This window comes from Allobosea sp. GW821-FHT10B12, assembly GCF_059415545.1.
Window position 1 is genome coordinate 15762 of record NZ_JBWKNL010000009.1, and the last position, 22588, is coordinate 38349.

The following is a 22588-nucleotide window of genomic DNA, read 5'->3' on the forward strand; positions in this document are numbered from 1 at the left end:
CCTCCAAACGGGCTGGCATCGAAGGAAAACAGGGAGAGTTTGTCATGGCACGCATGGAAATGAGCGCGATCCCGGCCTCGCTGGCGATCCCGATGGAAGCCTCGGCGGATGCGTATTACGAGCTCGGCCTGATGCATGCGTCCGGTCGCTCCGGCCCGGTCGACCTGGTTGCTGCCCAGACTTGGTTCAACGTCGCCTTCGCCAAGGGCTGCGCCCGTGCCGCCGCTCACCGCAGCGAGCTGGCACTGGAGATGAGCCGCGACGAGACTGCCGAGGCCCTGCGCGAGGCGCGCCGCTTCCTGACCCGGCATTGAGGTTCAGGCCGGCCATCGAGCCTTGTGGCCCGGGGAGGGCGCCGCTATAAGCGCGCCGCATTCCCCGATTTTCCCGCAAGGATCACAACGATGGCTGTCCAGCGTACCTTCTCCATTCTCAAGCCCGATGCGACGAAGCGCAATCTCACCGGCGCGGTCAACGCGGTCATCGAGAAGGCCGGCCTGCGCATCGTCGCGCAGAAGCGCATCCAGATGACCACGGCGCAGGCGCAGACCTTCTACGCCGTCCACAAGGAGCGCCCCTTCTTCGGCGAGCTCGTCGAGTTCATGACCTCCGGCCCGGTCGTCGTGCAGGTCCTCGAGGGCGAGGACGCGATCGCCAAGTACCGTGAGGTGATGGGCGCGACCAACCCGGCCAACGCCGCCGAGGGCACCGTCCGCAAGCTCTTCGCCCAGTCGGTCGGCGAGAACACCGTGCACGGTTCGGATGCGCCGGAGACCGCCGCGATCGAGATCGCGCAGTTCTTCTCGGGCAACGAGATCGTCGGCTGAGCCGGCTTTCCTTCCCAGACATGAGAAGGGCGGGTCCGACGGACCCGCCCTTTTTCTATGCCTGGCCGCAGCGCTCAGAAGCCGAGGTCGAAGGCGTAGCTCGCGGAGATGCCGAAGGTGAGCGAGTCGCGGTCGCCGAAGGCCTTGACGATCGGCGCGCTGGCCGCGTCGCCCATCAGGCGCTTGTACTCGACATAGGCGGTGGTCTGCAGCTTGTCCGACCAGTGATAGGTCGCCTGCGCGATCGCGCCGACCGAAAGCACGCCGGCATTGTAGCGGCGCAGGAGCCCGCCATTGCCGGCGACGGTGCCGCCGAAATAGGTGCGGACATAGTCTGAGCTGACGACCGTCATGCGCGGGCCGATGCCGAGCGACCAGGCGCCGATGCGCTGGAAGACATCGACCTTGGCTTCGGCCACCAATCCCTCATGGGCGACGATGCCGCGGCGCAGATCGACGCGGGTGCGCAGCCAGGATGTCGGGTAGAATTCGACGAAGGCGCCGGCCTCGGCGCCGAACTTGGTGTTCGGCACGCCCATGGCGAGCAGTGCCGGATTGGTGTCGGCCTTGCGCTCCCAGAGCAGGTTGCCGGAGAAGCCGACGCGCCAGGCCTTGCCCGAGAAGAAGCCGATGCTGATCGCGTCATCCTCGGAGGTCCACCAGGTGCTCTTGGTGCCGCGTGCCAGCGAGATGATCGGTCGCGGCCGGAAGACATAGTCGTTCGAGCCCATATAGTCGGGCTGGTAGCGCAGGCCGGCGCCGAGCGTCAGATGCCAGTTCTGCACGGGCTCCGGCGAGGTGTACTGGCTGTACTGCGAGGATTGGGCCTTCGCCGGCGCGCCCAGCGCCAGGGAAAGACAGGCGGCTGCAAGGCCGGCAAGGAACGCAACGCAACGCATCGTCAGAACTCCGGCGCCAGAGCGCCTTGGACTACTCGGATACGTGCAAACTGAATCATTAGTCTTAACCCGGAGTTGACGGGCAGCTGCCTGCGACAACGCTACCCGTATGGCTGATGGCCCGGCCGAATCCCCAGCCGCCGGATGCCGGCACCTTGCCTTGCCGCAGCTGGGCAATGCAACCGCACCGCTTCCGCCGACCCTGGACCTGTTCTAGGAAGGGGATATGACAGAGCTTCCCCTCATCGCGCGCCGGCCTTCCGTCTGCCCGCATGACTGCCCCTCGGCCTGCTCGCTTGAGGTCGAGGTCATCGACGGCAAGACGATCGGCCGGGTCCGTGGCAACAAGCGCCAGAGCTACACGGACGGCGTGATCTGCGCGAAGGTCGCCCGCTACGCCGAGCGCATCCATCATCCCGACCGGCTGCTGCACCCGCTGCGCCGCACCGGGCCGAAGGGCTCGGGCGCCTTCGCGCGGATCTCCTGGGACGAGGCGCTGGACGAGATCGCCACACGCTTCCTGGCGATCGAGGCCGAACACGGCGCCGAGGCGGTCTGGCCCTATTACTACGCCGGCACCATGGGGCTGGTGATGCGCGACGGCATCAATCGCCTGCGCCACGCCAAGCGCTATTCCGGCCAGTATTCGACGATCTGCACCACCACGGCCTGGACCGGTTTCATTGCCGGCACTGGCAAGCTCGCCGGGCCCGATCCGCGCGAGATGGCGAAGTCGGATTGCGTGGTGATCTGGGGCACCAACCCGGTGCACACCCAGGTCAACGTCATGCACCACGCCATCAAGGCGCGGAAGGAGCGCGGTGCCAAGATCGTCGCGATCGACATCTATCGCAACGCCACGCTCGACCAGGCCGATCTGCCGCTGGTGCTCAAGCCCGGCACGGACGGCGCGCTCGCCTGCGCCGTCATGCATGTGCTCTTCCGCGACGGCAATGCCGATCGCGACTATCTCGCCCGCCTCGCCGATGCCCCGGAGGAGCTCGAGGCCCATCTTGCCACCCGCACGCCGGAATGGGCGGCGGCGATCACCGGCCTCAGCGTCGGCGAGATCGAGGAGTTCGCCGCCCTCGTCGGCACGCGCAAGAAGAGCTTCTTCCGCCTCGGCTATGGCTTTGCCCGCCAGCGTAACGGCGCAGTCAACATCCACGCCGCTTCCTGTATCCCGACCGTTACCGGCGCCTGGCAATATGAGGGCGGCGGCGCCTTCCATTCGAACAGCGGCATCTACAAATGGCGCAAGGGCCTGATCGAGGGGCTCGACAAGATCGACCGCACTGTCCGCCAGCTCGACCAGTCGCAGATCGGCCGCGTCCTCACCGGCGATGCGCAGGCGCTGCGCCAGGGCGGCCCGGTCAAGGCGCTGTTCATCCAGAACACCAATCCGGTCTCGGTCGCACCCGAGCAGGAACTGGTAAAGCGCGGCTTTGCCCGCGACGACCTCTTCACCGTCGTGCACGAGCAGTTCATGACCGAGACCGCGCGCATGGCCGACATCGTGCTGCCGGCGACGCAGTTCATGGAGCATGACGACCTCTACCAGGGCGGTGGCCACCAGCACATCATGTGGGGCGGCAAGCTCGTCGACCCGCCGGGCGAATGCCGCTCGAACCACGAAGTGATCTGCGCCCTGGCCCAGCGCCTCGGCGCCGAGCATCGCGGCTTCGGCATGACCCCGCGCGAGATCGTCGACTGGACCTTGCAGGAGACCGGCCGCGGTACGCTCGAAGAGCTGGTCGCCAATGATTTCATCGACATCCAGCCGGATTTCGAGACGGCGCATTATCTCAAGGGCTTCGGCTGGCGGGATGGCAAGTTCCGCTTCAAGCCGGATTGGACCAAGGTGCCGAACAGCAATGCCGGCCTGGTCGGCCCGCACGAGACACTGCCCTCATTGCCCGATCATTGGGCCGTGATCGAACAGGCTGATGCCGAGCATCCGTTCCGGCTCGCCACCAGCCCGGCGCGCAATTTCCTCAACTCCAGCTTCACCGAGACGCCGACCTCGCAGAAGAAGGAGGGCGTGCCGACGCTGATGCTGCATCCGGCGGATGCAGTGGCGCTCGGCATCGCTACCGGCGACCATGTCACGGTCGGCAACCGGCGCGGTACGGTCGAGCTTGATGCGGTGCTGTTCGACGGGCTGGTGCGCGGCGTCGTTATCGCCGAATCGATCTGGCCGAACAGCGCCCATCGCGGCGGGCGCGGCATCAACACCATCACCGGCGCGGATTCACCCGCGCCCTATGGCGGCGCCGCCTTCCACGACAATAAGGTCTGGATTCGCAAGGCGGTGTGACCTTTGCGTCATTGCTTTTTCACCGGGCCTATGGACCATCCGGGCCCGGGCGACGGCATGGCCTGTCGAGGGGAGATTCGGGTCTCCCGGGCTCGAGCCGCGGAAACGGACAGTGCGAACAATGATGAAGCGGCGGGTTGGTGCGGTCGTCTGGGCCGCTGGGTTGTCCTTGTTGATGTCCGCCGGTGCGGCGCTGGCCGCCGGCAGCACGAGCGCGCTGCCGCCGCCGGATCCGACGGCGAAGAACCTGACGCCCTATATGATCCAGCTGCGCGCCTTCGACGCTTGCCTGATCACCCAGTCGCGCCTGATGAACACGACCCGCGAGGCCGTGCACACCCCGTGCAGCTGCTACGCCAAGGGCACGGTCAACGCCATGACCAAGGACGAGCTTCAGGCCTTCCGCGACACCGGCTACTTCAATGACTCGGCTCGCGAGAAGGGCTACGACTTCATCGATCGCTGCAAGCTGAAGCGGCCTTGAGGGAAGGGCGGTTCACGCCGCCTTTGCTGCCTCGTCCTTGAAGTAGCGCGAGCGCATTCGCTCCGCATAGGCCACGAGGTTGGCGTGCTCCTGCAGCGCGCCCCGGATCGGCGAATCGAAGATCTCGCAGAGCCCGGCGATCATGAAGGCGCCGAGGGTCGCATCGGCGCCGCTCGGGTCGGGGCCTGTGAGATAGGGATTGCCGCCGAGGATACCGGCGAGCGCATCGAGCGCCCGCCGCGCCAGCACGAGCCGCTCGGCATCGCTGTGCCGGCCGATGCCGTGGCCATGCAGATTGCGCTGAATCTTGCGCCTGATCATCGCGACGACCAGCGGCCGGAGCGGCGCCGGTACGGCGTCGAAGAATTTTCGCGGTCCGCGGTCGAAATTGGCGGGGTTGGCCCAGCGCTCCTGCACAACCATCCAGTACATGTGGTCTTCGAGCATCTTCTCGACTGCCCAGGCGGTGCCGCGCTGCTCGGCCGAGAGCCCCTTGTCGAAGTCGATCCCGTGCGCCTGCTCCAGATGCATGCGGATGAAGGTCGTGTCGGGTACGACCTTGTCGCCGTCGCGCAGCACCGGGAACTTGCCCTTCGGCGCCTTCTGCAGATTGCCGCGTACGCGGCGATAGGGCAGGCCGGACATCTCCATCAGGATGATGCCTTTCATGCAGAACGGGCTCGGGTCGGGTTGACCGAAAGCGGGCCCGAACACGTGAAGCTCCAGCATTTTTCCTCCCCCAGCCAATGCTTTCGGTATGCAGCATGCACTGCTGCCACACTCCTGACATTTGATGTCAGGGCGAGTAGAGCAAGATCACTCTACGCCATCTTCCTATAAGCGGAACCACGCCATGCAGCGCGCTGAACGCTTGCTCGATCTGATCCAGGGACTGCGCCGCCGGCGCCGTCCCGTCACCGCCGAGACGCTTGCCTCCGAGCTCGACGTCTCGGTCCGTACCGTCTATCGCGACATCGCCGCCTTGCTGCGCCAGGGCGTACCGGTGCGCGGCGAGGCCGGCATCGGCTATGTCCTCGACGCCGGCTTCGACCTGCCGCCCCTGATGTTCTCGCCCGACGAGATCGAGGCGGTGCTGGTCGGCATGCGCTGGCTCTCCGAGCGCGCCGACCCGACGCTGGCGCGCGCCGCCGAGGACGTCGTCGCCAAGGTCGCGGCAGTGCTGCCGCCGCATCTGCGCCCGATCCTGCTCGACGGCGCCCTGTTCGCGCCGGCCTATTGCAAGGATTCCGCGATCGTCGACCAGGTCGACGCCGCCGCGATCCGGGCAGCGATCCGCAATGGCCGCAAGCTCGATATCGCCTATCGCGACGAGGCCGGCGCCGAATCGCGGCGGATGATCTGGCCGATCGGCATGACCTTCTTCGACCGGGTCCGCGTCGTCATCGCCTGGTGCGAGCTCCGGCAGGCCTTCCGCCATTTCCGCACCGACCGCATCGCCGAGCTCACCGCCCGCGAGGAGCGCTACCCGGCCCGCCGCGCCGATCTGTTCCGGCGCTGGCAGAAGGAGGAGCAGGAGGCCGCCGCGCGCCGCGCGATGGAGCAGCAAGCTATGCAGGGCGAGACGGTGACGGTGCAGTAGCAAGGCGGCCACGCTCCGTTCCGCCTTCTAAGGTTTCGGGGCGTCCAAGGCGCGGAGACTTTCCGCCGCTTGTGCGAGGCCGGCCTGAGCCGCCCGCTCATACCAGCGCCGTGCCTGCGCCAGATCCCGGGCGCCGCCCTGGCCTTGCTCCAGCATGATGCCGAGATTGTACATCGCGGTCCGCTCGCCGCCTTGTGCGGCCTTCTCGAACCAGCGCCGTGCTTCTGGCAAGTCCGTCGATCCGCCCATTCCGCCCTCCAGCATGGCGGCGAAATTGCTCATCGCCCGGATCTCGCCGGCCTGCGCACCCGCTTCGTACCAGCGCCGTGCCTGCGGCAGATCCTCCGGCCCGCCTGCGCCCATACGCAGCATGTCGGCCAGATTGTTCATTGCGCCCGAATGGCCGGCCTGGGCGCTTCGCTCGAACCAGAGCCGGGCCTGAGGTCGGTCCTCCGGCCCGCCGCGCCCCTGGGCCAGCATGATCGCAAAAATGTTCATCGCGTCGCGAGCGTTGTCTCGAATGTGCTCTGCATGCCAGCGCCGCACGCCAGGTAGATCGCGGGGCATGTCCGGGCTTTTGATGCGGTCGAACCAAAGCATCACGCTTCGCTCGCCCTCATTCGCGGCCTTTTCCACCCAGTGCCGTGCTTCTGGCGAATCCTGCGGGCCGCCAAGCCCGCCGTCCAGCATGCGAGCCAGGTGATACATGGCGTCGTCGTTGCCGGCCTTCGCGGCGGCGTCATACCAGTGCCGCGCGTCCGGCAAGCTCGGAGGGCCGCCGAGTCCACCCTCCAGCATCCGGGCGAAGTCGTACATCGCCCAGGCATAACCGGCTTTCGCGGCCTGCTCGTACCAATGCCGCGCCTGCGGCAGGTCTTGTGGCCCTCCCTGGCTCCTGTCGAGCATGAGGCCGAAGAAGTACATCGCCTCCGGATTGCCGGCCTGAGCGCCCTTCTCGAACCAACGCCGGGCCTCCTGCCGGTCCTCCACGCCATCAAAGCCAAGCCTCAGCGACTTGCCGGCCTTGACCATGGCCGCGATGTGACCTGCTTCGGCTGCTTGGCGATAGGCCGCGAGCGCCTCTTCACGACGCCGTGCACGATCATAGGCACGGCCGAGTTGGTAACGCAGCCGGCGAAGGTCCAGCCGCTCCTCTACGGCGGCCAAGCAGACGACAATCGCGTGATCGTTGCGGCGTGAAAACGCCCTGCCGATCATGCCCGCTATATCCGGGACTGCGCGAACTCGCTCCGGGTCATCCGGGTCACCGGCGAGTGTATCGCAGCTGCGCACATTCGCCGTGTCCGCGGAGGACGAGCCGTCAGGAGAACCGTACGCCAGCACCGCACTGACATAGTCCGAGATTGGCGCCCACAGCGCGAATCCGATCCAGCCGAGCAACAAACCGATGGAAATCCAACGAAGCATTACGAAGCCCGCCCCCGATACAACGCTCGGTTGCGGTGATTGCCTCGCCCAATGTCGGCTGTCGAGGCGACTTTGCCGGGATAGTTAGCGGCGAAGCGGTGAGGTGGCTCCGATCCGCTCAGCTTGAATTAATCCGGCGGTAACGGGCTCCTAAGCGTTGACCACCACCCCGTCGTCCAGCCTGGCCGCCCCGGACGCCACCAGCGCCAGCGCCTGCGGGTAGATCCTGTGCTCCTGCTCGAGCACGCGGGCTGACAGGCTCGCCTCGTCGTCGCCGGGCAGGACCGGCACTTTCGCCTGCAGGATGGTCGGGCCGGCATCGAGTTCGGGTACGACGAAATGCACAGTGCAGCCATGCTCGGCGACGCCGGCTTCGAGGGCCCGCGCATGGGTGTGGGTGCCGCGGAAATCCGGCAGGAGCGAGGGATGGATGTTGATCATCCGGCCCTGCCAGCGCGTCACGAACCAGGGGGTCAGCACCCGCATGAAGCCGGCAAGCACGACAAGTTCGATCCCGTGCGCCTGCAGCTCGGCGTCAAGTGCCCGCTCGAAAGCCTCGCGGTCCTTGCCGAAGGGGCGGTGGTCGACGCTGGCCGTGGCGATGCCGGCCGCGGCCGCTCGCTCCAGTCCGCCGGCATCTGGCAGATTGGCGGCGACCAGCGCGATCTCGGCCGGGAAATCAGCAGTTTTGGCCGCTTCGATCAGCGCGATCATGTTGGAACCGCGCCCGGAGATCAGGATCGCGGTCCGCACCCGCCTTGCCGTGCTCACAGTGCGAGCTTCCCGCGATAGGTCACGGCCTCGTCGGCGCCACGCGCCGTGACCTCGCCGAGCCGCACCGGTTTCTCGCCGGCGTCGGTGAGCGCCGCCATGACGGCCTCGGCCTGCGCCGCCTCGGCGACGACGATCATGCCGATGCCGCAGTTGAAGGTGCGCAGCATCTCGCGCTCGGCGACGCCGCCGACCTGTGCCAGCCAGCCGAACACCGCCGGGACAGCGATCGCCGGCAGGTCGATCGCGACGCCGAGGTCGTCGGGCAGCACGCGCGGGATGTTGTCTGGGAAGCCGCCGCCGGTGATGTGGGCGAGGGCCTTGATGCCGGGCGCTGCCTTCAGCGCTTGCAGCAGGCTCTTCACATAGATCCGGGTCGGCTCCAGCAGCGCCTCGGCCAATGTCTTGTCCGCCGCGAAGGGAGCAGACGCCTCCCAGGTCAGGCCCGAGAGGGCGACGATGCGGCGGACGAGCGAATAGCCGTTCGAATGTACGCCGGAGGAGGGCAGGCCGAGCACGACGTCGCCGGCGACGACGTCGGCGCGCGGCAACAAGGTGCCGCGCTCGGCGGCACCGACGGCGAAGCCCGCGAGGTCGTAGTCGTTGCCGGCATACATTCCCGGCATCTCGGCCGTCTCGCCACCGATCAGGGCGCAACCGGCCTGGCGGCAACCCTCGGCGATGCCGCGGACGATCTCGACGCCGGCCTGCGGGTCGAGCTTGCCGGTGGCGTAGTAGTCGAGGAAGAGCAGCGGCTCGGCGCCCTGGACGACGAGATCGTTGACGCACATGGCGACGAGGTCGATGCCGATGGTCGAATGCCGGCCGCTCTCGATCGCGATCTTGACCTTGGTGCCGACGCCGTCATTGGCCGCGACCAGGATCGGATCGCTGAAGCCGGCGGCCTTCAGGTCGAACAATCCGCCGAAGCCGCCGATCTCCGCATCGGCGCCGGGCCGGCGCGTCGAGCGCACCAGCGGCTTAATCGCGTCGACCATGGCATTGCCGGCATCGATGTCGACGCCCGCCTGCGCATAGGTCAGCCCATTGGCGCCCGGTTTCGTCATCGGCTTCGCTCCTTAGAGCCTGTTTTACCGATCAGGTCGCTTCGATCTGATCAGATACTGCTCATGCTGCGCGAGCGAATAGGCAAGGGCAGCGCTGCGGGCAAGCCCTTCCGCGAAAGCGTTTCGCACTTCTCCCGCCCATGTTCTACCTTGAGATGCGATTCTGTCGGCAGGTCTCCCGCGATGACGCTACCGAACTTGATCACTATCGCCCGGCTGATCCTGGTGCCGCTGGTGATCGTCATGATCGTCAATGCCCGCTGGGACGAGGCCTTCTTTCTCTTCGTCGCGGCCGGGGTCTCCGACGCGATCGACGGCTTCATCGCCAAGCGCTTCGACATGAAGAGCGAGCTCGGCGCCTATCTCGATCCGCTCGCCGACAAGGCACTGATCGTCTCGATCTACATTACCCTCGCTATCGTCGGCATCATCCCAATCTGGCTGGTCATCGTGGTGGTCTCGCGCGACCTGATGATCGTTGCGGCGGTGATCCTGTCCTGGCTGATGGAGAAGCCGGTGACGATCGCGCCGATCGTCGTCAGCAAGCTCAACACCGCTGCCCAGCTCGTCTTCGCAGCATTGGTGCTCGGCTCGAAATCCTTCGAGATCGATGCCAGCGCGGTGATGCCGGCGGCGCAGATCATCGTCGCGGCCTTGACGCTCGCCTCCATGGGCGCCTACCTCGCCCTCTGGCTGCGGCACATGGCAGGCTGAGCCGGTACCTTGGATGATCCCTGGCGGATCACCATAATCAGGACGCCGTGCGATCCGGCTCTAGAGGCGAGTGCATGAGTCTTCAGCGTCAACTGCTCTTCTGGCTGCTCGCCCTTGCCGCCCTCGTGCTCGCGTTGATGCTGTTCCGGGACGTGCTGCTGCCCTTCATCGCGGCATTGGCGCTGGCCTATCTGCTCGATCCGCTCGCCGATCGGCTGGAGCGCTGGGGGCTCAGCCGGCTCACCGCGACGATCGCGATCCTCTGCCTCTTCCTGCTTGTCTTCATCGTCGGGCTGGTGCTGCTCGCGCCGCTGCTCAGCCAGCAGCTCGCCGGCCTGGTGGCGCGCCTGCCGGCCGATGCCGCCAAGCTGCAGGCGCTGATCATGGAGCGCGGCGCGCCGCTGATCGAACGCTTCGGCGGCGCCAAGCTGGCGCAGGATGCGCAGAGCTCGCTCGGCAATCTCGTTGGCGAGGCGACGAGCTGGGCCGGCAAGCTCCTGGGATCGCTCTGGTCCGGTGGCACGGCGATCATCGGCGTGTTCTCGCTCCTGGTGCTGACCCCCGTCATCGCCTTCTACTTGCTCGCCGACTGGGACCGCATGGTCGCGACGGTCGACAGCTGGCTGCCGCTCGACCATCGCGAGACGATCCGCGGTCTGCTGCATGAAATGGATGTCGCCATCGCCGGCTTCCTGCGCGGGCAGGCGCTGGTGTGCCTGCTGCTCGGGACGTTTTATGCGGTCGGCCTGTCGCTGGTCGGCGTCAATTTCGGCGCGCTGATCGGCATCATCAGTGGCTTCCTCTCCTTCATCCCCTATGTCGGCTCGCTGACCGGGCTCGTGCTCTCGGTCGGCGTCGCCACCGTGCAGTTCTGGCCGGACTGGACGATGCCGCTGCTGACGCTCGCCGTCTTCGCCGCCGGCCAGTTCATCGAGGGCAATATCCTGCAGCCCAAGCTCGTCGGCGACTCGATCGGTGTGCATCCGGTCTGGCTGATGTTCGCTCTGCTCGCCTTCGGCTCGCTCTTCGGCTTCGTCGGCCTGCTGCTCGCCGTGCCGCTGGCGGCGATCATCGGCGTGCTCGCCCGCTTCGTGCTGCGGCAATATCTCGCCAGCCCCTATTACCGCGGGCGCTCCGGCCAGGTTCCCGCGCCCCATGTCGAGCCGTGAGCCGCCGGTGAAACCGCGTCAGCTCGCCTTCGATCTGCCGGTCGACAGCCGGCACGGCGTCGAGGATTTCCTCGTCGGTCCATCGAACGAGCAGGCCTATGGCCTGATCGAGAGCTGGCCAGGCTGGCCGGCGTCCTGGCTGCGCCTGGTCGGGCCGGAAGGGGCGGGCAAGACCCATCTCGCTGCGATCTGGGCGGCGCGCGCCCATGCCTGGACGCTGTCCGCAGACGAGCTTGACGAGGCCAAGGTGCCGCATCTGGCGTCCGGCGGCGCGCTGGTGATCGAGGATTGCGACCGCGCTCCGCTCGACGAGCCGGCCCTGTTCCATCTGCTCAACGCCACCAAGGCGCGCGGCGCCTCCGTGCTGCTGACGGCGCGGACGGAGCCGGGGCAATGGGGTTTGAAGGTGCCGGACCTGCTCTCGCGCCTGCGCCTGGCGCCGCAAGCCGAGATCGCGCCGCCAGACGACGCGCTTTTGCGCGCGCTGCTGGTCAAGCTCTTCGTCGACCGCCAGCTGATCGTCGACACCGGCACGATCGAGGCGCTGGCGCTCAGGATGGAGCGTTCCTTCGCCGCGGCGCGCGACCTCGTCGACGCTCTCGACAGGCTTTCGCTCGAGCGTGGCCGGCGCGTCACTCGCGCCATGGCCACCGAGGTGGTCGCCTCGCTCTTCCCGGAGGAATAAGGCCTTAGGCCTTCGCGGTAGCAGCGGCCCCGGTCAGGCGGGCATGGATCGTCTCGATCAAGAGGTCATGCGCCCGCGCCGCGATCGCGTCGAGCGACGGCGTCTTGACGAACATCGCCGCGGCCTTCTCGGTGAGCTCCTCGCGGCTCGGCAGGGCCGGCATGTGCCACTGCGCGATCGCGTCCTGCGCCTGCGTCTGGACAGCGTGCAGGCGCTCGCCGGCGCGGGCCTGCAGCGCGGTGAGTGCCTCGCGGAACTCGGGCAGCGTCAGCGTCGGCAGGTGCAGCTCGGGCAGGCCGGGCGCGTTGGCATAGGCGTCACGCAAGGCCTGGACGATGCGCTCCACCGGGACGGAGGCTGCGAGCCGCTCGGCGGAGCGCTCGATCACGCGCGGCGGCAGCGCCTGCGAACGCTCGACCACTGCCTGCGGCGGCGCCTTCAGGTCCCAGACCAGACGCAGCTTCGACAGGCCGAGGATGAGATAATAGGTCGGATCCCACTGCCACCAGCGAAAACCCTGGCGGACGCTGTACTGATAGGCGTGGTGATTGTTGTGCCAGCCTTCGCCCATGGTGATGATCGCCAGCCACCAGTTGTTCCGGCTCTCGTCGCCGGTGACATAGTCCTTGTCGCCATGCACATGCGCCAGCGAGTTGATGCAGAAGGTGCCGTGGTAGACCGCGACCGTCGACCAGAAGAAGCCGACGAACAGGCCGCTCCAGCCGTCGATGGCAAAGCAGATCAGCGCCAGCGCGACCGCCGGCAGCAATTCGAACCGGTGCAGGAAGTTGAGCTCGGGAAAGCGCGTCAGGTCGGTGACGGTCGAGGTATCGCAGCGGTCGTGGCCATTGCTGAAGATCCAGCCGACATGGGAATAGAAGAACGAGGTCAGCACCGGCGAGTGCACGTCGTGCTCGGTGTCGGAGAAGCGGTGGTGGTGCCGGTGCTTCGAGGCCCACCAGATCACGCTCTTCTGCGCCGTCGACTGGGCGAGGAAGGCGAGCACGAACTGGCCGACCCGGCTGGTCTTGTAGGTCCGGTGCGAGAAATAGCGGTGATAGCCGCCGGTCACCGCGAACATGCGCAGCCAGTAGAGGCCGAAGGCGAGCCAGAGCGAGGTCGCGCTGACGCCGCTCCAGAGTGCGCCGAAGCAAGCAAGATGGGCCAGCACGAAGGGGATGGCGGAGGGATAGACGATATCGCCATGGTCGGCGTGCTGGTGCTCGGACAAGTTGGCTCTCTGGACCGGTTCGAAGGCATGCGGGATTCGCATGCCGACCAAACAGCAGGGGCGGGGCTGGCGCAAGCGCCCTCAGCGCCGCAGCACAGGAAATGACAGGCGGTTGACGATGAGGCGCAACGCGCAGGCGCCGAGCAGTGCGGCCATGAAGGGCCAGTAGGCCATGTCGAGCTGGGCGCGCTTGCCGAAGGTGACCATGAAGCTCAGCCAGAGGTACCAGGCGCCGAACAGATGCAGCCGGCGCCAGGCGATCGGGCCGATCAGCGCAGCCGTCCGGTCGAAGGAGGTCGCTGCCATTGCCGCGATGACGAGATAGGCGCTGCCGCCGGCGACGAGCATGCTCGATCCGCCCAGCGCTGCGAACAGCGTCGGGTCGGTGACGGCGAGCGCGATGATGGCGATGGCGTGCAGCAGGTGCGAGACTGCGAAGCCGAGGCCGAGCTGCCGCCGGTTGCGCAATTGCCAGCGCGTCCACGGATTCGGGCAGATCCGGAACAGGGCGGAGGCAGTGAAGGCGAGGAGGAAGAGGGCGAGCGAGGTCCGCGCTGTCAGCCGGATCGCCATGCGGATGCCATCGCTGCCGCCGGTGGAGGCGAAGGCGGCGAGGGTTGCGACGGTCAGGATCGCTGCGAGCGTGCCCAATAGCGGCCAGCCTTCCGGGCCGGCCGGAAGAGCCGGACTGCGCCTGTTTTCGTTCGGCATCACGCTTCTCCTGTTGAATGGCCCTTACATGTAATCAGTGATTACATTTCAAGGGTGGCAGGGCAATGAAATGTAATCGGCGATTACATGATCGTGATGACGATGCTTGGCGGCCCGGCTCGGCTGCAGCGGGACGGGAAACTGGTCTAGGCTCGCCGCAATGAGCACGACGAAAGCGAGTCGGACGGGATCGGGAGGGAGCGCGGCGAGCGCCTCGACCTATCATCACGGTAATCTGCGCGAGGTGCTGATCGCGGAAGGCTTGGCGCTCGCGGCCGAAGGCGGGCTCGACGCCGTCAGCATCCGGGAGGTGGCGCGCCGTGCCGGGGTCTCGCCTGCAGCCCCGTTCCGCCACTTTCCCGACAAGGTGGCGCTGATGACGGCGGTGGCCGAGGAGGCAATGGCACGCTTCAGAGCCGAGATCGCCGCTTCGCTCCAACGCGAGACCAGCGACGATCCGATCCGGCGGATTCGCGCCATTGGCAAGGCCTTCCTCGACTGGGCGCGGCGCAATCCGACGCATTTCGAGATCATCTCCTCGCGTCGCGCCATCGATTTTGCCGGATCGGCCTCGCTGGGTGCGGACAATGCCCAGATCCAGGCGCAGATGGTGAGTTTGCTCGAGGAAGCGGCGCGGCGTGGGCTTCTGCGCGTCGACGATCCCGCTCTGATCCAGATCACCGGTCGCGCGTTGGTCTATGGCCTGGCGCGGATGCTGATCGATGGCCAGTTCCCGAGTTGGGGTGTGATGGAAGACGAGGCCGAGAACGTAATGGAGCGGTCGCTCGATCTTTTCCTTGCCGGCCTGCTGAAGGCCCCGGCATCCGCTGACCCGGGTCGTTCATGACGTTTCGGCCTCGCTTGTCATCGAACCGTCACGCTACGGTGGCTTCAAGATCGGCGCGGCCACTGCGGCTGCAAGCAAAACGACACAGAGCAGAGCTACAGGATCGGCAGTGGCACGAGCAGCGTCGACAGCGAGAGCAAAGCGCATGACCCAGGATGTGGCGGAAGCACCGGTCCTCAAGGCTGCGGCCCCGGTGGCGGCAGAGGTGGTCCTTCATCTCGACGAGGCGCTGCGGCAGTCGCCGAAGCGCTTCATGAATCGCGAGCTGTCCTGGCTGCAGTTCAACCGGCGCGTGATGGAGGAGGCTTCCAACCGCAACCATCCGCTGCTCGAGCAGCTGCGCTTCCTCTCGATCTCGGCGAACAATCTCGACGAGTTCTTCATGGTCCGCGTCTCCGGCCTGCGCGAGCAGCTCAAGGCCGGTGTCGTGACGCCGAGTCAGGATGGCCTGAGCCCGGCCGAGCAGCTCACGGCGCTGGGCGAGGGCGTTGCCGCCCTGACGAGCGACCAGCAGACCCGCTGGACCGAGCTCAAGCACGATCTCGAGGCGAACCGGATCGTGCTGCTGCGGCCGGCCGATATCGGCGCGCAGGATCGCATCTGGCTGGAAGACCGCTTCCTGCATTATGTCTTCCCGGTGCTGACGCCGCTGGCGATTGACCCGGCCCATCCCTTCCCGTTCATCCCCAATCTCGGCTTCACCATCGCGCTCGCGCTGGAACGCGTCAGCGACGGGCGCGCGCTCGACGCGCTGATCCGTGTCCCGGTGAAGATGGACCGCTTCATCGAATTGCCCGATCTCGCCCGCGAGGGCGTCCAGCGCTTCATCATGCTGGAGGACCTGGTCGCGCTCTTCATCGGCAAGCTCTTCCCCGGTTATGAGGTCAAGGGCACCGGTTCCTTCCGCATCATCCGTGACTCTGATCTCGACATCGAGGAGGAAGCGGAGGATCTCGTCCGCGTCTTCGAGACCATGCTGAAGCAGCGCCGCCGCGGCGTCGTCATCCGGCTCGAGCTCCACGCCGACATGCCGGCGCATCTGCGCGACATGATCATCCGCGAGCTCAAGGTCGATCCCGACGAGGTCGTGGTCGTCGACGGCATGATCGCCCTGAACGAGCTCTCCCAGCTCGTCGGCGCCGATCGGCCGGACCTGAAGTTCAAGCCCTACAATGCCCGCTTTCCCGAGCGCATCCGCGAGCATGGCGGCGACTGCTTCGCCGCCATCCGCCAGAAGGACCTGATCGTCCACCATCCCTATGAGAGCTTCGACGTCGTCGTGCAGTTCCTGCAACAGGCGGCGCGCGATCCCAACGTCGTCGCGATCAAGCAGACGCTCTACCGTACCTCATCGAACTCGCCGATCGTCCAGGCGCTGGCGGAAGCCGCCGAGGCCGGCAAGTCGGTGACGGCGCTGGTCGAGCTCAAGGCGCGCTTCGACGAGGAAGCCAACATCCGCTGGGCCAAGGATCTGGAGCGCGCCGGCGTTCAGGTCGTCTACGGCTTCATCGAGCTCAAGACCCACGCCAAGCTCTCGATGGTGGTGCGTCGCGAGGCCGGCCAGTTCGTGACCTACTGCCACATCGCCACCGGCAACTATCACCCGATCACGGCGCGCATCTACACCGACGTCTCCTTCTTCACCGCCGATCCGGTGATGGCGCAGGATGTCGCCCGCATCTTCAACTTCATCACCGGCTATGCCGAGCCGGCCGAGCTGGAGCGCATGGCCGTCTCCCCGGTGAATCTGAAGAAGCGCCTGCTCGACGACATCGCCGAGGAGGTCGCGCACGTGAAGGCAGGCCGCAAGGGCGCGATCTGGGGCAAGTGCAACTCGCTGGTCGATCCCGAGATCATCGACGCGCTCTACGACGCCAGTCAGGCCGGCGTGCAGATCGATTTCGTCGTGCGCGGCATCTGCTGCCTCAGGCCAGGCGTGCCGGGTCTCTCCGACAACATCCGCGTCAAGTCGATCGTCGGGCGCTTCCTTGAGCACACCCGCGTCTACGCCTTCGGTGCCGGCCACGGCATGCCTTCGGCCAAGGCCAAGCTCTACATTTCCTCGGCCGATCTGATGCCGCGCAACCTCGACCGCCGCGTCGAGGCACTGACGCCGATCCTGAACCCGACGGTCCACCAGCAGCTGCTCGAACAGATCATGCTGGCGAACTTTCTCGACAACGAACAGAGCTGGACCATCTTGCCCGATGGCGGCTCGCGACGCATTGTCCCGCCATCGGCCGAAGAGTCGTTCAACGCCCACAAGTATTTCATGACGAATCCGAGCCTGTCTGGTCGTGGAAAATCTCTCTCGAGTTCGAGCCCGCGAAGCCTCTCCCGTCGCGCCGGCAAGAAGGCCTGAACAAGCGTCGGGCCGGCTGAGCGTCGGCGACACCGTCGCGATCATCGACATCGGCTCGAACTCGGTCCGTCTCGTCGTCTATGAGGATCTGTCGCGGGCCCCCGCGCAGGTCTTCAACGAGAAGGAGATGGCGGGCCTCGGCCGGCAGGTCGCCTCGACCGGCATGCTGGCTGAGGATGCGATCGACAAGGCGCTCTCGGCGCTGGTGCGCTTCCGCATCCTCTGCGAGGCGATGCATGTCGGGCAGCTCAGGGTCATCGCCACGGCAGCGGCCCGCTATGCCTCGAATGGGCCCGACTTCATCGCGCGCGCCGAGGCCGCGGTCGGCCAGCCGATCGAATTGATCTCGGGTGATCGCGAGGCCTATCTCTCGGCGCTCGGCGTGATCTCCGGCTTCGATCAGCCGCATGGTGTCGTCGGCGATCTCGGCGGCGGCTCGCTCGAACTCATCGCGGTCGACGGCGGCAAGGTCGGGGAGGGGATCAGCCTGCCCCTCGGTGGCCTCGCTCTGATCGACCGCTCCGGGAATTCGATGAAGGCGGCCGAGAAGATCGTCCGCGACGATCTCGACCACCATCCGCAGCTCGGCGCCATGCGCGGGCGCGATTTCTATGCTGTCGGCGGCACCTGGCGTGCGCTCGCGACCCTGCACCAGCGCCAGTCCGGCTACCCGCTCAACGTCATGCATGGCTACATCGTGCCGGCGCGCGAGGCGAGCGACTTCGTCCGCCTGGTCGAACGCGCCGACGCCTCGATGCTGGAGGCGATCGAGGCGGTCTCCTCCGCCCGCCGCCCGCTGCTCGCCTATGGCGCGCTGGTGCTCGACCAGATCATCAAGCGCGGCCGCCCGCGCAATGTCGTGATCTCAGCCAATGGCGTGCGCGAAGGCCTGTTGCACGAGCAGCTCGACGAAGGCGAGCGCTCGGCCGACGCGCTGTTGCGCGGCGCCGAGGACTACAACCAGCTGCGCGCCCGCGACCCGCGCCATGCCGCCGATCTGATCGCCTGGACCGACAAGCTCGTCGCCGGCGCCTATCCGCATGACGATCCAGCGCTGAAGCGATTGCAGCTCGCCGCCTGCCTGCTCTCGGATATCGGTTGGCGCGCCCATCCCGATTATCGCGGCGAGCAGACTCTCAACGTCATCGCCCATGCCTCGTTCAGCGGTGTCGACCATGCTGGCCGCGCCTTCCTCGCGCTGATCGCGTTCTACCGCTATGCCGGCCTGAAGGCTTCGGCCCCGGCGGCGGAGGGGTTGCGACGGCTCCTGACGACACGCCTGCTCGAGCGCATCCACATCCTCGCAGCGGCCTTCAGGGTCGCCTATCTGATCTCGGCCGGCATGCCTGGCATCCTGCCGCGGGCACCATTGACCTGCATCGACAGCCGGCTCGTCCTGCGCCTGCCCGACGATCTGAAGTCGCTGGCGAGCGAGCGTGTGACCGGGCGCCTGAAGCAGCTCGCCAAGCTGCTCGGGCGCGAGATCGATATCCGCTGAGCGGCAGGGCCCGATCTAGCGTGGTATCAGCTGCTGGAACGCCGTCGGCTGGATCGAGATCCGGCCCACGAACGGCCGGTCATGCGCCAGGATGACGAAATAGGCGGCCGAGACGACCAGCACATAAAGATGCGCGGCCACGATCTGCATGCGCAAGGCGTGGCTGTTGCAGATGATGATCGAGAGCAGCGTCGTCGTCGAGATCAGCCACATCGCGCACCATTGCGCCCAGGTGACGCCGGCGACCGAAGCGGACAGCCGCGCGAGCCGGGCGTGGCGGATCTCCAGCAGCTGGTTGAGCAGCGGTGAGTAAGCGGCGGTGGCATTCAGCCGCGAGACCAGCTGGATCGCGCCGAGCAGGTGCTTCTCCGACTGGTCGAAAACCGCATCGCTGAGCGGCATGCTCCTGGCCATCGCCGGCCAGTCGACCGCGACGACCTCGCGCAGATAGGCCTGCAGCCCGCTGGTCAGCTCGGACCGGATCTCCTCCGGCAGCACCACGGACAAGGTGAGCGCGGTCTCGACCGCATCTGCTTCGCGCTGCACGGCGGTTCGCGCCGAGACGGCGTCATTCCAGATGCCGGCGGCGGAGAAGGCGACGATCAGCGCGAACAGCGCTCCGCAGGTGTTGATGATCGAATCGCGGATCGGCAGCGGCTCGCCGAGCCGGTAGCCGAGACGCGGAACGGCGAAGCGCACGAGGCCGATCAGGAGCCAGCAGGCCGCGACGCTCAATGCCAGAACGGCGAGGAACATCGCCGTCAGCGGCAATTGATGGAACAGGATGAACACGTCGCCCCCGAAAAATCGGCCAGCCATCTGCCAGCGCTCAAACGACCGCAGCAGACCCCAGCTCCCTCCCGGCGGACAAGTCCAGCTTGCGGAATAGCCTAGGACAATCGCCGCTGCAGCGGTCCCTAGCCGACCGTCACCCGCCCGCGCACGATCCTGAGCGCCAGCGAGCCGTTTTTCAGTGCCAGCGCCTTCTCGCCGAAGATCTCGCGGCGCCAGCCGTGCAGCGCGGGGACATCCGCTTCGTCGTCGCTGGCGATCTCCTCGAGATCGTCGGTCGAGGCAATGATCTTCGGCGCGACGCGCTCGGCGTCGGCGGTTGCCTTGAGCAGCACCTTGAGCAGGTCGAGCACGGCGCCGTTGCTCGGCCGGCCGCGCTCGCGCTCCAGCCGGGGCAGGTTGCGCGGGTCGATGGCCAAGGCGCGTTCGACCGCGGCCAGCACCTCGCCGCCGGCGCGCGAGCGCTCGAAACCGTTCGGCACCGAACGCAATTCGCCGAGCGCCTCGGCCGAACGCGGGGCGCGCTGGACGATGTCCATCAGTGCATCGTCCTTGAGCACACGCTGGCGCGGCACGTCGCGATGCTGGGCTTCGCGCTCGCGCCAGGCGGCGAGCTCCATCAGCACCGCCAGCTCCTTCGGCTTGCGCAGGCGTCCCTTGAGCCGCTGCCAGGCGTTCTCGGGCTTGACCTCATAGGTTCCCGGCGAATTCAGAACCGCCATCTCTTCGGCGACCCAGCTCTCGCGGCCGCTCGCGGCGAGGTCGGCCTGCAGGGCCAGATAGATGTCGCGCAGATGGGTCACATCCGATTCGGCATAGACCAGCTGCGCCTCGCTGAGCGGGCGGCGCGACCAGTCGGTGAAGCGCGACGACTTGTCGATGCGCGCCTTGGCGAGGTCGTTGACGAGCTGCTCGTAGCCGACCGAGTCGCCGTAGCCGCAGACCATGGCCGCGACCTGCGTGTCGAACAGCGGCGTCGGCAGCACGCGGCCGAGCATCCAGACGATTTCGAGGTCCTGCCGGGCAGCATGGAAGACCTTGACCACGTTCTGGTCGGTCATCAGCGTCATGAAGGGTGCGAGATCGAGCCCTTCCGCCAGCGGATCGACCATGACGGCCTCGTCCGGCGAAGCGATCTGGATCAGGCAGAGCTTCGGATAATAGGTCGTCTCGCGCAGGAACTCGGTGTCGACCGTGACGAAAGGGTGCGCGGCGAGGCGGGAGCAGGCCAAGGCCAGCTCTTCGGTCGTGTTGATCAGGTTCATGGCCGGCGCTCATAGCAGATCAGCGCGCGCCATGTCGCGGGCGTTCTTGACAACCGCGCCGCGCGCGTGTGGTTACGGCGCCAAATCGCTTGCGCGCCCCGACCACGGCCGCATGGACGCCCGGAAAGCTGAACCCGTGACCCTGCATCGCTACCGTTCCCACACCTGCGGCGCGCTCCGCGAGAGCGACATCGGCGCCTCCGTGCGCCTCTCCGGCTGGTGCCATCGCATCCGCGACCATGGCGGCGTGCTCTTCATCGATCTGCGTGACCATTACGGCCTGACCCAGGTCGTGGTCGATCCGGATTCGCCGGCTTTCGCCGATGCCGAGAAAGCCCGCTCGGAATGGGTCATCCGCATCGACGGCAAGGTGAAGCCGCGCCTCGCCGGCACCGAGAACGCCAACCTCGCCACCGGCGCGGTCGAGGTCTTCGCCACGGCGATCGAAGTGCTGGGGCCGTCGGCAGAGCTGCCGCTGCCGGTCTTCGGCGATCTCGAATATCCCGAGGACACCCGCCTGAAATACCGCTTCCTCGATTTGCGCCGGGAGAAGTTGCACAACAACATCATGCTCCGCGGCAAGGTGATCGACTCGCTGCGCCGACGCATGCAGGCGTCTGGCTTCTCCGAGTTCCAGACGCCGATCCTGACCGCGTCCTCGCCTGAGGGCGCGCGCGACTTCCTGGTGCCGAGCCGTCTGCATGCCGGCAAGTTCTACGCCCTGCCGCAGGCGCCGCAGCAGTACAAGCAGCTCCTGATGATGGCGGGCTTCGACCGCTATTTCCAGATCGCGCCCTGCTTCCGCGACGAGGACCCGCGCGCCGACCGCCTGCCGGGCGAGTTCTACCAGCTCGACGTCGAGATGAGCTTCGTCGAGCAGGAGGATGTGTTCGCCACCATGGAGCCGGTGATCGCCGGGGTCTTCGAGGAGTTCGGCGAGGGCAAGTCCGTCACCAAGAACTGGCCGCGCATTCCCTATGCCGAAGCGCTTCGGAAGTATGGCTCCGACAAGCCCGACCTGCGCAACCCCATCGAGATGCAGGACGTGTCCGAGCATTTCCGCGGTTCGGGCTTCAAGGTCTTCGCCCGCATCCTGGAAGGCGAGAAGAACCGGGTCTGGGCGATCCCTGCGCCGGGCGGCGGCTCCCGCGCCTTCTGCGACCGGATGAATTCCTGGGCGCAGGGCGAGGGCCAGCCCGGCCTCGGCTATCTGATGGTCAAGGAGGGCGGCGAGGGGCAGGGTCCGATCGCCAACAACATCGGCCCCGAGCGCGTCGCAGGAATCGTCGAGCAGATGGGGCTCAAGGCCGGTGACGCCTGCTTCTTCGCTGCGGGCGATCCCGACAAGTTCTACAAGTTCGCCGGCAGCGCCCGCAACAAGGTCGGCTCCGAGCTCGGGCTGATCGACGAGAACGCCTTCGCCTTCGCTTGGATCGTCGACTTCCCGATGTTCGAGTACAACGAGGACGAGAAGAAGGTCGACTTCTCGCACAACCCGTTCTCGATGCCGCAGGGCGGTCTGAAGTCGCTGGTCGAGGATGATCCGCTCTCGATCAAGGCCTTCCAGTACGACATCGCCTGCAACGGTTACGAACTCGCTTCCGGCGGCATCCGCAACCACCGCCCCGAGGCGATGGTGAAGGCCTTCGAGATCGCCGGCTATGGCGAGGAGACGGTGATCGAGCGCTTCGGCGGCATGTACCGGGCCTTCCAGTACGGCGCGCCGCCGCATGGTGGCATGGCCGCCGGCGTCGACCGCATCATCATGCTGCTCGCCGGCGCGACGAACCTGCGGGAGGTCGCGCTGTTCCCAATGAACCAGCAGGCCGTCGACCTCCTGATGGGTGCGCCTTCGCCGGCGACGCCGAAGCAGCTGCGCGAGGCGCATTTGCGCGTGAACCTGCCCGAGAAGGAAGGCTGA

At 66.8% G+C, this 22588-nt stretch carries 21 protein-coding genes; 12 read left to right on the forward strand and 9 right to left on the reverse strand.

Going from position 1 to position 22588, the window contains the following annotated elements:
• Nucleotides 1–44 precede the first annotated feature (44 nt).
• The gene (locus tag AC07O0_RS25030) at nucleotides 45–314 is read left to right on the forward strand and encodes a sel1 repeat family protein (protein WP_110492436.1); all 270 of its coding nucleotides are present in this window, start codon (nucleotides 45–47) and stop codon (nucleotides 312–314) included.
• Between the two features lie 90 nt (nucleotides 315–404).
• Nucleotides 405–827 (forward strand): nucleoside-diphosphate kinase, encoded by a 423-nt coding sequence (gene ndk / locus AC07O0_RS25035; protein WP_326873968.1) that lies wholly within the window; start codon nucleotides 405–407, stop codon nucleotides 825–827.
• A gap of 74 nt (nucleotides 828–901) precedes the next feature.
• On the opposite strand, the gene AC07O0_RS25040 is transcribed toward ndk, so the two are convergent.
• Complete coding sequence (locus tag AC07O0_RS25040; RefSeq protein WP_494626737.1) at nucleotides 902–1726, reverse strand: MipA/OmpV family protein; 825 nt, start codon at nucleotides 1724–1726, stop codon at nucleotides 902–904.
• Nucleotides 1727–1952: 226 nt separating this feature from the next.
• Between AC07O0_RS25040 and AC07O0_RS25045 the strand changes: the two genes are divergently transcribed.
• Nucleotides 1953–4043, forward strand: a complete 2091-nt coding sequence (locus tag AC07O0_RS25045) for a molybdopterin-containing oxidoreductase family protein (protein WP_494626739.1) — start codon at nucleotides 1953–1955, stop codon at nucleotides 4041–4043.
• Between the two features lie 124 nt (nucleotides 4044–4167).
• A complete protein-coding gene (locus AC07O0_RS25050) occupies nucleotides 4168–4527 on the forward strand; it encodes a hypothetical protein (RefSeq protein ID WP_494626740.1) in 360 nt (119 codons plus the stop codon).
• Between the two features lie 12 nt (nucleotides 4528–4539).
• Here the strand turns inward: AC07O0_RS25050 and AC07O0_RS25055 are convergent, their stop codons facing one another.
• Nucleotides 4540–5196 carry a glutathione S-transferase family protein gene (locus tag AC07O0_RS25055; protein WP_494626742.1) on the reverse strand — a complete coding sequence of 219 codons (657 nt, stop codon included), beginning with the start codon at nucleotides 5194–5196 and terminating at the stop codon, nucleotides 4540–4542.
• Between the two features lie 184 nt (nucleotides 5197–5380).
• On the opposite strand from AC07O0_RS25055, the gene AC07O0_RS25060 reads away from it, so the two are divergent.
• On the forward strand, nucleotides 5381–6127 hold the full coding sequence (locus AC07O0_RS25060) for a helix-turn-helix transcriptional regulator (protein ID WP_494626744.1): 747 nt from the start codon (nucleotides 5381–5383) through the stop codon (nucleotides 6125–6127).
• A gap of 27 nt (nucleotides 6128–6154) precedes the next feature.
• Here the strand turns inward: AC07O0_RS25060 and AC07O0_RS25065 are convergent, their stop codons facing one another.
• The 3 genes from AC07O0_RS25065 to purM all read right to left on the reverse strand — a co-directional run bounded on the left by AC07O0_RS25065 (nucleotide 6155) and on the right by purM (nucleotide 9393).
• Nucleotides 6155–7555, reverse strand: a complete 1401-nt coding sequence (locus AC07O0_RS25065; RefSeq protein WP_494626746.1) for an SEL1-like repeat protein — start codon at nucleotides 7553–7555, stop codon at nucleotides 6155–6157.
• 150 nt (nucleotides 7556–7705) lie between these two features.
• Nucleotides 7706–8326, reverse strand: coding sequence for a phosphoribosylglycinamide formyltransferase (purN, locus tag AC07O0_RS25070; RefSeq protein ID WP_494626748.1), 621 nt, complete (start codon nucleotides 8324–8326; stop codon nucleotides 7706–7708).
• On the reverse strand, nucleotides 8323–9393 hold the full coding sequence (gene purM, locus AC07O0_RS25075; protein WP_494626750.1) for a phosphoribosylformylglycinamidine cyclo-ligase: 1071 nt from the start codon (nucleotides 9391–9393) through the stop codon (nucleotides 8323–8325). Before purM ends, purN begins: the two co-directional genes overlap by 4 nt.
• A 183-nt stretch (nucleotides 9394–9576) precedes the next feature.
• Here purM and AC07O0_RS25080 point away from each other — a divergent pair, with 183 nt between their 5' ends.
• The 3 genes from AC07O0_RS25080 to AC07O0_RS25090 all read left to right on the forward strand — a co-directional run bounded on the left by AC07O0_RS25080 (nucleotide 9577) and on the right by AC07O0_RS25090 (nucleotide 11961).
• The gene (locus AC07O0_RS25080; protein WP_494626752.1) at nucleotides 9577–10107 is read left to right on the forward strand and encodes a CDP-alcohol phosphatidyltransferase family protein; all 531 of its coding nucleotides are present in this window, start codon (nucleotides 9577–9579) and stop codon (nucleotides 10105–10107) included.
• Between the two features lie 74 nt (nucleotides 10108–10181).
• A complete protein-coding gene (locus tag AC07O0_RS25085; protein WP_494626754.1) occupies nucleotides 10182–11276 on the forward strand; it encodes an AI-2E family transporter in 1095 nt (364 codons plus the stop codon).
• Entirely contained in the window at nucleotides 11263–11961 is a 699-nt protein-coding gene (locus tag AC07O0_RS25090; protein ID WP_494626756.1) for a P-loop NTPase family protein, read from the forward strand. The genes AC07O0_RS25085 and AC07O0_RS25090 overlap by 14 nt, the downstream gene beginning before the upstream one ends.
• Nucleotides 11962–11965: 4 nt before the next feature.
• On the opposite strand, the gene AC07O0_RS25095 is transcribed toward AC07O0_RS25090, so the two are convergent.
• Together AC07O0_RS25095 and AC07O0_RS25100 are read right to left on the reverse strand one after the other, a co-directional pair.
• Nucleotides 11966–13192, reverse strand: coding sequence for an acyl-CoA desaturase (locus AC07O0_RS25095; protein WP_494626758.1), 1227 nt, complete (start codon nucleotides 13190–13192; stop codon nucleotides 11966–11968).
• An 81-nt stretch (nucleotides 13193–13273) separates the two neighbouring features.
• Nucleotides 13274–13903 (reverse strand): hypothetical protein, encoded by a 630-nt coding sequence (locus AC07O0_RS25100; RefSeq protein WP_494626760.1) that lies wholly within the window; start codon nucleotides 13901–13903, stop codon nucleotides 13274–13276.
• A 160-nt stretch (nucleotides 13904–14063) separates the two neighbouring features.
• On the opposite strand from AC07O0_RS25100, the gene AC07O0_RS25105 reads away from it, so the two are divergent.
• The 3 genes from AC07O0_RS25105 (at nucleotide 14064) to ppx (ending at nucleotide 18610) form a co-directional block, all read left to right on the forward strand.
• Nucleotides 14064–14750 (forward strand): TetR/AcrR family transcriptional regulator, encoded by a 687-nt coding sequence (locus AC07O0_RS25105; RefSeq protein ID WP_494626762.1) that lies wholly within the window; start codon nucleotides 14064–14066, stop codon nucleotides 14748–14750.
• A gap of 145 nt (nucleotides 14751–14895) precedes the next feature.
• Nucleotides 14896–17112, forward strand: coding sequence for an RNA degradosome polyphosphate kinase (locus AC07O0_RS25110; RefSeq protein ID WP_494626764.1), 2217 nt, complete (start codon nucleotides 14896–14898; stop codon nucleotides 17110–17112).
• Nucleotides 17048–18610: an exopolyphosphatase gene (gene ppx, locus AC07O0_RS25115; protein WP_494626766.1), complete on the forward strand. Its 1563-nt coding sequence runs from the start codon at nucleotides 17048–17050 to the stop codon at nucleotides 18608–18610. The genes AC07O0_RS25110 and ppx overlap by 65 nt, the downstream gene beginning before the upstream one ends.
• A gap of 15 nt (nucleotides 18611–18625) precedes the next feature.
• On the opposite strand, the gene AC07O0_RS25120 is transcribed toward ppx, so the two are convergent.
• Both AC07O0_RS25120 and rnd read right to left on the reverse strand, forming a co-directional pair.
• The gene (locus AC07O0_RS25120; protein WP_494626768.1) at nucleotides 18626–19429 is read right to left on the reverse strand and encodes a bestrophin-like domain; all 804 of its coding nucleotides are present in this window, start codon (nucleotides 19427–19429) and stop codon (nucleotides 18626–18628) included.
• Between the two features lie 98 nt (nucleotides 19430–19527).
• Nucleotides 19528–20667, reverse strand: coding sequence for a ribonuclease D (rnd, locus tag AC07O0_RS25125; RefSeq protein WP_494626769.1), 1140 nt, complete (start codon nucleotides 20665–20667; stop codon nucleotides 19528–19530).
• A 142-nt stretch (nucleotides 20668–20809) separates the two neighbouring features.
• On the opposite strand from rnd, the gene aspS reads away from it, so the two are divergent.
• Nucleotides 20810–22588 (forward strand): aspartate--tRNA ligase, encoded by a 1779-nt coding sequence (gene aspS, locus AC07O0_RS25130; protein WP_494626917.1) that lies wholly within the window; start codon nucleotides 20810–20812, stop codon nucleotides 22586–22588.